At 37.6% G+C, this 12,940-nt stretch carries 14 protein-coding genes; 12 read left to right on the top strand and 2 right to left on the bottom strand.

All coding sequences use genetic code 11. From position 1 onward, the window contains the following. Positions 1 to 276 precede the first annotated feature (276 nt). From LEGAS_RS01420 to dnaB, 11 genes are all read left to right on the top strand, one after another. Positions 277 to 843: an ECF-type riboflavin transporter substrate-binding protein gene (locus tag LEGAS_RS01420; protein WP_010382956.1), complete on the top strand. Its 567-nt coding sequence runs from the start codon at positions 277 to 279 to the stop codon at positions 841 to 843. 53 nt (positions 844 to 896) lie between these two features. Beyond that, positions 897 to 2,582 carry an ABC transporter ATP-binding protein gene (locus tag LEGAS_RS01425; RefSeq protein WP_013231195.1) on the top strand — a complete coding sequence of 562 codons (1,686 nt, stop codon included), beginning with the start codon at positions 897 to 899 and terminating at the stop codon, positions 2,580 to 2,582. 88 nt (positions 2,583 to 2,670) lie between these two features. Next, positions 2,671 to 3,501: an energy-coupling factor transporter transmembrane component T family protein gene (locus LEGAS_RS01430; RefSeq protein ID WP_010382954.1), complete on the top strand. Its 831-nt coding sequence runs from the start codon at positions 2,671 to 2,673 to the stop codon at positions 3,499 to 3,501. 14 nt (positions 3,502 to 3,515) lie between these two features. Next, positions 3,516 to 4,961, top strand: coding sequence for a dipeptidase PepV (pepV, locus tag LEGAS_RS01435; protein ID WP_010382952.1), 1,446 nt, complete (start codon positions 3,516 to 3,518; stop codon positions 4,959 to 4,961). Positions 4,962 to 5,010: 49 nt separating this feature from the next. Further along, on the top strand, positions 5,011 to 5,316 hold the full coding sequence (locus LEGAS_RS01440) for a hypothetical protein (protein ID WP_010382950.1): 306 nt from the start codon (positions 5,011 to 5,013) through the stop codon (positions 5,314 to 5,316). Between the two features lie 166 nt (positions 5,317 to 5,482). Next, complete coding sequence (gene rpsF, locus LEGAS_RS01445) at positions 5,483 to 5,779, top strand: 30S ribosomal protein S6 (protein ID WP_010382948.1); 297 nt, start codon at positions 5,483 to 5,485, stop codon at positions 5,777 to 5,779. A 33-nt stretch (positions 5,780 to 5,812) separates the two neighbouring features. After that, positions 5,813 to 6,355, top strand: a complete 543-nt coding sequence (gene ssb / locus LEGAS_RS01450; RefSeq protein ID WP_010382946.1) for a single-stranded DNA-binding protein — start codon at positions 5,813 to 5,815, stop codon at positions 6,353 to 6,355. Between the two features lie 37 nt (positions 6,356 to 6,392). Further along, entirely contained in the window at positions 6,393 to 6,677 is a 285-nt protein-coding gene (rpsR, locus tag LEGAS_RS01455; protein WP_010382944.1) for a 30S ribosomal protein S18, read from the top strand. A 145-nt stretch (positions 6,678 to 6,822) separates the two neighbouring features. Then, complete coding sequence (locus LEGAS_RS01460) at positions 6,823 to 8,853, top strand: DHH family phosphoesterase (RefSeq protein ID WP_010382942.1); 2,031 nt, start codon at positions 6,823 to 6,825, stop codon at positions 8,851 to 8,853. A 66-nt stretch (positions 8,854 to 8,919) separates the two neighbouring features. Next, positions 8,920 to 9,372 carry a 50S ribosomal protein L9 gene (gene rplI, locus LEGAS_RS01465; protein ID WP_013231197.1) on the top strand — a complete coding sequence of 151 codons (453 nt, stop codon included), beginning with the start codon at positions 8,920 to 8,922 and terminating at the stop codon, positions 9,370 to 9,372. A gap of 2 nt (positions 9,373 to 9,374) precedes the next feature. Next, positions 9,375 to 10,841: a replicative DNA helicase gene (dnaB, locus tag LEGAS_RS01470; protein ID WP_013231198.1), complete on the top strand. Its 1,467-nt coding sequence runs from the start codon at positions 9,375 to 9,377 to the stop codon at positions 10,839 to 10,841. Positions 10,842 to 10,893: 52 nt separating this feature from the next. Here dnaB and LEGAS_RS01475 read toward each other — a convergent pair whose 3' ends face one another. Beyond that, the gene (locus LEGAS_RS01475; protein ID WP_010382936.1) at positions 10,894 to 11,442 is read right to left on the bottom strand and encodes a metalloprotease family protein; all 549 of its coding nucleotides are present in this window, start codon (positions 11,440 to 11,442) and stop codon (positions 10,894 to 10,896) included. Next, positions 11,435 to 11,935: an aminoacyl-tRNA deacylase gene (locus LEGAS_RS01480; RefSeq protein ID WP_013231199.1), complete on the bottom strand. Its 501-nt coding sequence runs from the start codon at positions 11,933 to 11,935 to the stop codon at positions 11,435 to 11,437. Before LEGAS_RS01480 ends, LEGAS_RS01475 begins: the two co-directional genes overlap by 8 nt. A 79-nt stretch (positions 11,936 to 12,014) precedes the next feature. Between LEGAS_RS01480 and LEGAS_RS01485 the strand changes: the two genes are divergently transcribed. Continuing rightward, complete coding sequence (locus tag LEGAS_RS01485) at positions 12,015 to 12,743, top strand: GntR family transcriptional regulator (protein WP_013231200.1); 729 nt, start codon at positions 12,015 to 12,017, stop codon at positions 12,741 to 12,743. Positions 12,744 to 12,940: the final 197 nt, after the last annotated feature.

Genomic DNA, 12,940 nt, shown 5'->3' on the forward strand with positions numbered 1-12,940 from the left:
TTATTAACCAAAGCTTAGGTAGTTAATAGTTAAATTTGGGTGGTACCACGTTTATTGCGTCCCAGTTAATCATTATGATTAACTGGGACTTTTTTATTAACTTAAAATTGGAAACAATTATGCCCATGATTGTTAAAGATATGTTGGTAAAATAAAGAATCATGATGAATAACCATCTCGCGTTACAAGTTGATCATGTTTTGATGTTTAACCAAATTAGATAGTGTTGTTAACCAAAGAAAGCTTAATTTAGCTTTAGAAAAAGGAGTACAATAAATGAATACTAAGAAAAAATCTGAGGGCTTTTCAGTCCGTTCCGTTGTGGCAACAGGTATTGGGGCAGCAGTCTTCTTTGTGCTAATGAAATTTATTGCCATTCCAACAGGTGTACCAAACACCACTATTAATGTGGCAGAAGGTTGGTTGGCTTTAATTGCTGGCTTGTTTGGTCCAGTAGTTGGTTTGTTAGTTGGCTTTATTGGTCATACACTAAATGATGCTGTCACTTATGGATCACCTTGGTGGTCTTGGGTAATTGCTGATGGTATTTTTGGCTTTTTACTTGGTCTCGGGAAAAAATATTTAGCCTTGGAATATGGTAACTTATCAAACAAAAAATTAATACAATTTAATATTTGGCAAGTAGTTTCGAATATTATTGCGTGGTTCATTATCGCACCAATCGGTGATATTTTGATTTACAAAGAGGCTGCGCAAAAAGTCTTTCTACAAGGCGCTGTTACAGCAGTAGTGAATTCATTGTCTGTTGCGATTATCGGATCATTGCTTTTGGTGGCCTATGTTAAATCACGACCAAAGAAAAATAGTTTACGAAACGAATAATGATTACTAAGCAAGCAAATGCTTGCGTACATAAATAAATTCAAGGGAATATTATGCCAGCACCAATAATTGATTTTCAACATGTTACATTTAAATATCATGCACAGGCTGAACCAACACTTCACGATGTGAGTTTCCAAATTTATCCAGGAGAAAAAGTACTCATTGCTGGCGCATCTGGTTCTGGAAAAACGACGCTTCTTCGTTTGCTTAATGGGCTCATTCCACAGGCTTATGCTGGTGATATTACGGGTAAGTTAACGTTAAATGGTGAAAATATTATTGAACAAACGCTCTTTGATTTGTCTTTGCAAGCGGGGACAGTATTGCAAGATTCCGATGCTCAGTTTGTCGGGTTGACAGTGGCAGAAGATATTGCTTTTGCGCTTGAAAACGACAATCAGCCCGTGTCTCATATTAAGGCAGAGGTGAGTAAGTGGGCCAATCGATTTGGTTTGGGAGAACGTTTAGGTTTAGCACCGCAAGCACTTTCCGGTGGTCAAAAGCAACGCACAGCGATGGCGGGTGTTTTGGTTGATGATGGTAAATTGTTGTTGTTTGATGAACCCTTGGCAAGTTTAGATCCAGCTGCTGGTGTGGTCGCAATGGAAATGATTGACAAGTTACAAACGGAGCGTGAGTTAACCGTTGTCATCATAGAACATCGCATTGAAGAAGTACTTAGCGCACATGTTGATCGTGTGATTGTTATGGCAGATGGTCGAATTGTAGCCAATGGCACCCCGACAGAAATGATTCAATCGGGTATCTTGCCAGAAAATGGCTTAGATGAGCCTTTATATGTTAAATTATTGCGTCGTGCAAATGTTGACGTTGCGTCCCTAGCAAATGTGGCAGATGTTCAGCGGGTCGTTGTAGATGAAAATAAGTTGGCTATTGAGAAACTGAAGATACCGGTAAAAAAAGGATTACATCACACGCCAAAGTTAGTGATTAAAAATATCGATTTCAGTTATGATAAAAATCAGCAGTTATTTAAACAATTTAACACGGTTATTCATCAAGGTGAAGTTTTGGGTATTGTTGGTAAAAATGGGTCAGGAAAAACAACATTATCGCATTTATTGACAGGATTTTTGATGCCTGATGCAGGTGATATTTTATTAGATGGCGAATCAGTCTTACAACAATCAATTAAAGAACGTGCAGATAATATCGGCTACGTACTTCAGAATCCAAACCATATGATAACTAAGGCAACTGTTTTTGAGGAAGTAGCTAGTGGATTAATATTACGCCATGTACCAACTGACGATGTCGAAGCACGTACACGTGCTGTTCTAAAATTAATTGACCTTGATAATATGCGGCATTGGCCAATATCGGCGCTTAGTTTTGGTCAAAAAAAGCGTCTAACAATTGCTGCTGTGTTAGTATTAGCACCTCAAATTTTAATTTTAGATGAACCAACTGCTGGACAAGATGCGACACATACAGGAGATCTATTAAATTTCTTAGCGACAATTAATCAGCAAGAAAAAACAACGATTGTCATCATTACACACGACATGCATTTATTAGCTAATTTTGTAGAACGTGCCTTGGTAGTTGTTGATGGTCAGTTGTTGGCAGATACGACACCTGCTGAGCTACTAGCAAATGAAAAGTTAGTAACGGCAGCTAGCTTGCGCACAACAAGTATTTATCAATTAGCGAATCGGTTGGGTATTTCAAATCCCGAAGAGTTAAATGCGGCGATTGTCCATGGACAAGTGTAGTTTGAATATTTTGGAAGGAAAAACGTGCTGACTAATGTGTGTGAATATTTTATTGACACAAAAATGATATTTTTTTGGCATAATGACTATGAATAATTTATTTGGATACAAAGAACGGGATACTTGGCTTAATCACACAACTGGTACAGCAAAACTAGTTGGTTTTTTGGCAATAAGTACAATGGGCATGATTTCTTATGATACACGTTTCCTGTTAGCACTAGGCATTTTAGCGATTATTTTAATGAAAATGGCGCAAATAAAATATCATGAATATGCACTTATGTTGAAATTGGTACTTTTCTTTGCAGTGATCAACTTAGTGATGGTGACTGTGCTTGCGCCACAATATGGCGCGCAGTTGTATGGCACGCATCATGCTTTGTTTGGTAGTGGTTATTGGACAATTACAGAAGAGCAAGTGTTTTATGAATTTAACTTGTTGTTAAAGTATTTATTCTCACTGCCGTTGGCAATTATTTTGCTGTTCACGACCAATCCAAGTGAGTTTGCTGCAGGTTTGAATAAAATTGGTGTACCTTATAAAATAGCCTATTCTTTTGCCATTACCTTGCGCTATATTCCTGATGTTCAAAGTGACTATCACACAATTAGCTTGGCGCAACAAGCACGTGGGTATGAAATATCTAAAAAAGAGTCACTATTAGCAAGATCAAAGGGTGCTGTACAAATTATTATACCTTTGATATTTACAAGTTTGGATCGCATTGAAACAATTAGTCAGGCCATGGAACTACGGCGTTTTGGTAGAGGGAAAAAACGATCTTGGTACCAAGAACAAGCCTTTTCAAAACGTGATATGCTAGTTTTTATTGGTTCAATTGTCGTTATTGTTACTGGTATAGGACTTTTAATCAGCAATGGTGGTCGTTTATATAATCCATTTCAGAATAGGTAAGATTGGTTAATTATATGCAAAAAACAGCACGGGAGTGGCAAGAAGAAGCAAAAAAGTACCAACCATCATTGCAACAAGATTTGTTGCAATTTTTGGCGATTCCGTCAGTTTTAGATACAACAACAGCGACGTTTCAACAGCCATTTGGAATTGGTATCGAGACTGCGCTGCAATTTTTGTTCGATTTAGCGACTCGTGACGGTTTTACAGTAACCCGTGTGGCTGATAACATGGTCGTTGTCGTTGATTATGGACCAAATGATGCGGATGAGACGGTTGGCGTTTTGTCACATGTGGACGTTGTCCCAGGTAACGCGTCTGCTTGGCGAATGACCCTACCGTTTAGTCCCAAAATTGTTGGTAATCGTCTTTATGGACGCGGCACACATGATATGAAAGCTGACTTAATTGCCAGTTATTATGCTTTACTACAATTAAAGAACAATGGTTTTTTACCAAAACGCAGTATCCGTTTGATATTTGGTAGTGATGAAGAATCTGATTGGCGTGATATGAAGACGTATTTGGCACAAGTTGGGGAACCAACGTTGGGATTCTCGCCAGACGGGGCATTTCCAGTAGTACCAGGGGAAAAAGGTGTCCAAACAATTACAATTAAATTTCAGGGGGAGACACGCCTCGATTCTGACTGGCAGTTACTTAAGTTTGAGGCTGGTGAACGAGATAATGTTGTGCCTGGTGTCGCAAAAGCGATAGTTAGTTTGCCAAATAATTTTGACATCAATCAATTTTTAGCCATCTATGAACAGTATCTAACACAAACACCTTTAATCACCGGTATTGGTCAGTACGATGATGGCCACATTTTATTGACTTTGTATGGGAAAGCAGTACACGGGGCCTATCCAGAGGATGGGTTAAACGCAGGAACGTATTTGGCACATTTTTTGAACCGATTTGCATTTGAAGGACAAGCACACGCTTTTTTAGAATTTTTGGGTGATGATAATCATCAGAATGTGTTTGGTGAAAAAGTGGGTCTTGTATTTCATGATGCTATTATGGGCGATCTCACGATGAATATCGGTAAAATGACTTATCGACAAGCACAACCTAGTCAGATACGAATTCAATTTCGTTTTCCAATTGGTATAACTGAAACAGCGATTTTAACACAAGTTCAGCGACATATTGGTGATCTCAATGCTAAAATTTTCAAGGAAACGCAATTTGGTAATCAACCACATATGGTTAATCTTGATGATCCGATTGTACAAACGCTAGAATCAGTTTATGCGCAGCACACAAACACGGCAAAAACTTATAAAATATCAAATGGTGGTTCGTATGCACGCCTGTTAAAACGTGGTGTTGCATTCGGGGGGCAATTTCCAAATGTGGAAGTGATGAGCCATCAACCAGATGAGTATGTATTGTTAGAAAATATACCCAGAGCGCAAGCTATATTTGCTCAGGCATTATATGAATTGTCAAAATAAGTGAGATTTTTTGGAATAAAATCAACGCTACAGCAATTAGGGAGAAAAAATGCAGTTACCAGAATTTAGAAAAGCGTTAGAACAAGCATTATCCACACAAATTGTTGATAATGTCTTAATGAAAGCCTACGTTTTTCAAGAAACAAAAAACAATGCGCGCAAAGAACGGGCACAATACGGCACTGTGAAATTGGAACGTAATGCCGATGCCATGTGGGAAAATATTGTAGCCAATTTGCTTGTCAGTATGCAGGGCAAAAAAGATGAGGCTATTTTAAAGCAATTAGAAGATTCTGATTTCATTGATACGATTACGGATATGCTAGAAGAAGTTGAATTTAACAATGAATCATAAGCGCTAAGAAGTTTTTTCACGTATCATTTGTTGACCAGATGGAAAATTCTGCGAAACACTTGAAATGTTAGGTCGTTTTGTAGTATCATTAATAATTGTGAGTATACAAAAGTATATCCACTCCTTGCAGCCAAGGCTGCCGGAGACCAAAAGGAGGAAATAAAACATGGCTACATCATACGAAATGACTTATATCGTTCGTCCTGACTTAGAATCAGATGCAAAGAAAGCGCTTGTTGAGCGTTTTGACAGCATCTTGACTGATAACGGTGCAACAATTACAAAGTCAGCTGACTGGGCAACTCGTCGATTTGCATATGAAATTGCTGGATACCGCGAAGGCGTTTACCACATTATCAATTTCACTGCAGAAGACGATGCTGCTATCAACGAATTTGATCGTTTGGCTAAGATTTCGCAAGATATCTTACGTCACATGATTATTAAGCGCGACGCAGAATAATTCTGAAATTCCACTGGTGAAGGAGCTTTTATTATGATTAATCGAGTAGTATTGATTGGGCGATTGACCCGTGATGTGGAATTACGCTATACCCAATCGGGTACGGCTGTCGGTACGTTTAGTTTGGCGGTTAACCGCCAGTTTACTAATCAAGCTGGTGAACGTGAAGCTGACTTTATTAATGCCGTTATTTGGCGTAAAGCAGCTGAAAATTTTGCAAACTTTACTGGAAAAGGCGCTTTAGTTGCCGTTGAAGGTCGTTTGCAGACAAGAAATTATGAAAACAACCAAGGACAACGTGTTTACGTTACTGAAGTTGTTGTTGATAATTTTTCATTACTTGAATCACGTGCTGAAAGTGATAAGCGACGTGCCCAAAATGGCACGTCGGAACCATCTAATAATGGTGGTGGCTTCAGTGCACCAAGTGATAACTCATTTAGTGGTGTTGATCCATTTGCTAGTGCGAACCAAAATTCAAACACGCAATCAACTGCAACGAATGAAGCAGCTAACCCATTTGCGGCTAGTGGCAAAACAGAAATTGATATATCAGATGATGATCTACCATTTTAAAAATATAAATAAAACGATATGAAAGGAGCTTTTAATCATGCCAGAACAAAACTCTCGTCCACAAAACTCAGAACGTCCACAACGCTCACGTCGCCCACAAGGCGGTCCACGTCGTCGTCGTAAGGTTGACTTCATTGCAGCTAACCATATTGAGCATATTGACTATAAAAACACAGAATTGTTGGAACGCTTTATCTCAGAACGTGGTAAGATTTTGCCACGCCGTGTTACAGGCACTTCAGCAAAAAATCAACGTAAAGTTACGATCGCTATCAAGCGTGCTCGTATTATGGCTTTATTGCCATTCGTTACAGAAGATTAATATTATTGTCTTCAAAAACTCAGGTAACTACCTGAGTTTTTTGTTTATTTAGAAAAACTTCAATTGTGGTAAAATAGAACGTATGATACATTGTTAAGTGGCGACACTAAAATGTTAATGATATATAAAGACACTGAGGTTACTTGTGAAAAAACTATTTAATTTTAAAACATTACCTATTTTTTTTCAAAATTCAAAATTAGGCACGGTGACATTATTGTTACTTTTCGTGAGTGTCATGAGTGGTATTTTTGCATTGATGAATAATTTGGTATTTGGTTTAATTTGGGTTATTGTTGTTGTTGTTGGTCTGGTTTATTCGACACAAGCGTTAAAAGAAGTTAATGAAAACGCACAGGAATATCTTTCTGGTTTGGGTTATCGTATTTCTCGTAGTGAACAGGAAGCATTGATTCGTATGCCTATAGGTATTATTTTACTAAATGATACTGAAAAAATTGATTGGATCAATCCTTATATGCAAGCATATCTGGATAAGCGTGATGTTTTAGGTATGACTCTTGCTGACTTGGATCAAAGTTTAGCTACTGATGTTAAAAACTATTCGGATGCGAAAGAAACGAATACAATTACATGGCAAAATAAACAATTTTCACTTTATGTACAGCAGAATTTACGTGTTATTTACATGATGGACATTAGTGAATATGCTGCTATTGCAACTGAATATGAAGATCATCAATTGTTTAGTGGTTTAATTTCAGTGGATAATTATGAAGAAGTTACTGAAGGTATGGGTGAATCGGAAACGTCAACATTACGTACTTATGTCACTGGTGCTTTGGGTGATTGGGCAGCAAAACATCATATTTATTTACGACGTTTGAATACGCTCCATTATGTCATGTTTGGTTATCAAACATCATTGTCGGCCGCTGAAAAAGATAAATTTTCAATTTTGAAGGCCATTCGTGAAGCAACAGCGCAACAGAATTCCCCCGTAACATTGTCCATGGGAATTGCTTATGGGGAGCAAGACATCATTAGTCTAGCTAAAATGGCGCAAACTAATTTAGATCTGGCCTTAGGACGTGGTGGTGATCAAGTCGTTGTCAATTCCAATCAGACAGCTGCACGTTTTTACGGTGGCGCAACGAACCCAATGGAAAAGCGGACACGGGTGCGGGCAAGGATGATTTCTCAAACCGTTGCTGAGTTAATGGAACAATCTGATAATGTTATGATTGTTGGACATGCAACACCAGATTTGGATGCTATTGGTGCAGGCCTTGGTATTTGGCGTATGGCACAAACTAAAAATAAAGCTGCATTTTTAATTATCGACGAAAAAACAGTTTATAGTGATATCACATCACTTTTGGCAGAAATTCGTAAAAATCCGCCAGATATTGTAGCACCAGGATCAAACATTAATGATTCCATTGTTGACGAGTCGCGTGCCTTAAAGTTGGTAAGAGACAATACGTTACTAATTTTGGTTGATCATGCAAGCGCAGCTATTACAAGTGCACCACATTTGTTGGAAAAAATGGCGAATCGGGTTGTTGCTATTGATCATCATCGTTTGGCTGAAAAGGGATTGGCTGAAAAACCTTTGTTAAGTTATGTTGAACCGTATGCTTCGTCAACATCTGAATTAGTTGTTGAAATGTTACAATATCAAGATCAAAGTCATGCGCCCATAACTAAATTAGAGGCTACTGCGATGCTTGGTGGTATTCAAATTGATACAAAAAACTTCACCTTGCGAACAGGGACGAGAACATTTGATGCTGCGAGCTACTTACGTGCGAATGGTGCAGATAGTAATTTGATTCAATCCTTTATGAAGGAAAAGTTTACAGACTTTAAGGCAAGAACTCACCTCATTAATTTAGCAGTGATCCATACAGGTAGTGCTATTGTGACAGGTGAAAATAATATGACTTATTCTGGTCTGATTACAGCGCAAGCTGCTGATGAACTTTTGCAAATAAGTGGTGTGGAAGCGTCATATGTCATTACAAAACGTGTAGATGGTCGAGTAGGTATTTCGGCACGTTCCACAGGTCAACACAATGTGCAACGTGTTATGGAATCTATGGGTGGTGGTGGACACTTGTCTAACGCCGCGACACAAATTTCAGACATGACTACAGAAGAAGTAACAGAACAATTGCAGCATATTTTAACAGAAAATATTGAGGAACAATAGTTTATTTAATAGGTTAAGTTTGCAAATGTATTGATGTTGACTGAAATAAATTTGGAGGATAAGTATATGAAAGTTGTATTTTTAGAAGATGTTAAGGGCCGTGGTAAGAAAGGCGAAATTAAAGAAGTACCTGATGGTTACGCGAATAATTTTTTGATTAAAAATAAAAAAGCGGAACCGGCTACGGGAAAGAATTTAGGCGCTGTGAAAGGGCGCCAAAAAGCCGAAGATAAAGCTGCAGCAGAATCACTAGCTGAGGCACAAACACTAAAATCAAAAATTGAAGATGAAAAGTTTGTTGTTGAATTAAAAGGTAAATCAGGCACTGATGGCCGTTTATTTGGTGCAGTATCAACAAAACAAATTGTGACAGCATTGGCAGATCAAAAACAGCTCAAAGTAGATAAGCGAAAACTAGTATTAAATCAACCTATTCACTCGCTAGGATATACAGATGTACCGCTAAAATTGCACCGTGAAGTGACAGCAAACTTACGTGTTCACGTCAGTGAGGGGTAAATATGGACAATCCGGGCTCATACGAATATAGGCAAGTACCACAAGATGTTGATGCGGAACGTGCGGTGCTCGGTGCTATTTTTTTCGATGTTAAGTCAGACAATGCCATGGTTGAGGCGAACGCAATTATAGAATCGGATGATTTTTATAGACAAGCGAACCAAACCATTTTTAAAGCTATGCAACAATTAATTGATGAACAGCGGCCAATTGATATGTTGACATTGCAAGACAAGTTAAATAGCATGCAACAACTTGATAATGTTGGTGGCATGGCGTATTTAGCAGAAATATCTGAATCATCTGCTTCTTCTGCCAACCTTAAACATTATGCTAACATTGTGCGTGAAAAAGCGATCTTGCGTCGTATGATTGATACATTAACAAGAAGTATGTCATTAGCATACGATGCGTCAGAACCAAGTGAAGATATTTTAGATGCACTTAATCGTAACTTAGACGGCCTAGCTGAAAATCGTGGGGATGACGATTTTCAAAAAATCAAAGATGTTTTGCAAGAATTTCAAGCTAATTTAGATAATGCCGTTGAAAATGATAACGATGTGGTTGGATTAGCAACGGGTTATCCAGAACTTGATAAACTAACACATGGCTTTAGAGAAGATCAGATGGTTGTGCTTGGCGCTCGGCCTGCTGTTGGTAAAACGGCATTTGTTTTGAATATTGCAAAAAATGTTGCTAAATCTGAACAAGTACCGGTAGTCGTGTTTAGTTTAGAAATGGGCGCTGTAGACTTGGTGACGCGTTTAGTAGCTGCGGAAGGTGCCATTGATTCTAACCATTTAACAACAGGTAAAATGACACAAGAAGATTGGCAATCATTGACGTTGGCAATGCAATCTTTAGCTAATATGCAAATTTATCTTGACGATACACCGGGTATTAAAATTAATCAAATTAGTGCCAAATTACGTAAATTGGAAAAAGATATCGTTAATGATATGACATCAGATCAACGCGTTAATAATCCACATCCAATAGGCATGGTTATTATTGATTATCTTGGTTTGATTGAATCTAATAACAAAGAAAGTCGGCAACAGGCCGTTTCGGAAGTTTCACGATCAATTAAAAAGCTTGCAAAAGAATTACATACACCTATTTTGGCTTTAGCACAGTTGAGTCGTGGCGTTGAACAGCGAACCGATAAACGACCAGTGTTGTCTGATTTACGTGAGTCTGGTTCAATTGAACAAGATGCTGATATCGTTGCCTTCTTATATCGAGATGATTATTATCGTAATGAGGGTGGCGAAGATGAAGGTAACAGTGATCCGAGAGATGAAGAAGAAGCTGTACCCATTGAAATAATTTTAGAAAAAAACCGTGCGGGAGCACGTGGTACAGCAACGTTAATGTTTAATAAACCAACATTTAAATTTAGTCCAATGGCACCATTGTTTCGAGATGATCCTAATGCTGGACCTAATGGCAGTACTGGCTGGTAATAAAAAAAGTGAGATATTTTCTCACTTTTTTTGTATCGTAGTCAATAGTATATTAAAAAAGAATAGGTATATTTTTGATTGCAAATTCAATTGCTGAAACTATAATAATGCTGATGAGATAGAAAGGCACACCGTACCAAAAATTGAGCCAGTCAGCTTTAGAAAGATTGAATCCTAAAATAAAACTGGGTAGAAAAAACATGATACCAAAAATGGACCAAAATGAGTCATAAGTCAATTGAGTTAGAATGAAAAAAATAATGGTCAAAACAAATATAGGTGCTAAACCTATAAAAACGTTACCTAAACGTTGATAAAAGCTTTGAGTATTATAGGTATGGTTAACATAACCCAAGACACCATCATCAGTTATTTGCCATAATTTAAAGTGAGTAATTTTATGGTGAAAAATCAGGGCAACGAGTAAATGACTTAATTCATGAATAACGACGCCCCAAAAGCCAATAATTGCAACCAACTTATAAGAGGTGTGACGTATTGCTAAATTTGTGAAGAATGAAGATACTAGACTCATCAGGTAGGCGCTCATAACAGGGACAATAAACCACCAGATGATATGAGAAATTAAAATATTAATCATGTTCTAATAAGTCTACAAAAGGTGCATTGATTAATTCTGCAATGTCATTTGGGTTAATTTTATCTGAACGATCGAGTTCACCGCCACTAACTAAAAAGTACTCAGCGTTCTTAGCCGTGGTGTCAATATAGATCGGAAAGTGCTTATTCTGCCAGATACCTATTGGATTGTTAGCACCATGAACATAACCAGTTGTTTTTTGTAGATCTTTAAGTGATAACATGGTTACTTTTTTATTACCAGATACTGCGGCTAGTTTTTTCATTGATAAATGTTTTGTAATTGGCAAAACTGCTATTAGCGGACCAGTTCTATCACCTGAAGCGGCCAAAGTTTTGTAAATATCATCGTGTTTGACATTGTAAGTGTTGAGTATTGTGTCGCGTTCTTTTTCAGACTTATCCAAAATATTGAGTGTTAATGGTTCATAAGTCACGCCATGTTTATCCATTATTTGTTCGGGAAGTGTTTTTTTTATTTTTTTCTTTGCCATAATAATGCTATTTTACCATAAATTGGCACCACCAATATAATTACTGGTCAGACCAGTATATGGTATACTATTTTACATGATGTCAGAAGCAATTTATGTAACCGTGCAAGCGGATTTAAAACAAAAAATTTACCAAGGTGAATTTCCAAATCTAAAATTACCAGATGAACGTTCATTGGCTGAGCAATATGGTGTATCGCGCTCATCCATTAAGCGTGCGCTGAATGTTTTGGTACAACAAGGGGTTATTTTTAAAAAACGTGGCAGTGGCACATTTGTCAATCCACTTTATTTGAAGAATAATGCTATTTTTCAACATGAAGGTTCAAATCTCGGAGTAACGGATTCTTTTCGTGTGGATGGACAAGCACCAAGTATTGAATTGCTCGACTTTCAAGTTGTAGCCGCGACACCGGAGCAACAACAAGCATTATTTTTAAATGATGGCGATTTTGTTTATGAAATCAAGCGATTACGTCGATTAGCAGGTGAACCATTTATGATTGAACGTGGTTATGTACCAATTGCCGTTGTGCCAGGTTTGAATAGAGAAATTGTTTCAGGATCAGTGTATGAGTACATTGAAAAAACTAAACATCGCACAGTAACAAAATCATTCATGACAATTATGGCTGAACCATCAACCTCGGAAGATCGAGAACTACTGGAACTTAAAGTGAATGAACCGGTAGGGATTATGGAAGGCATTTTCTTCATGGATGATGGCACGCCCTTAGAGTTTTCTACTATGCGTTTGCATTATAAATATTTACGCTATAATGCGTTTGTTAGCCTTGATGCTGAATAAAAATTATAACCTGCAAGAGTTAATCTTTTAAGGCGTGGCGAGAGCCATGTCTTTTTTATGTGTTAGATTTTTGATCTCATTTTTTGGAGTCACTAGGACTAGGACAAACTTGGATATTTTTTAATAGTATAAATAATAAGATTACGTTATAATTGGACCGCACCAATATTTATATATAACCAACCAAAAATAAAACA

Source organism: Leuconostoc gasicomitatum LMG 18811 (assembly GCF_000196855.1).
In the GTDB taxonomy this organism is placed as follows: Bacteria; Bacillota; Bacilli; order Lactobacillales; family Lactobacillaceae; genus Leuconostoc; species Leuconostoc gasicomitatum.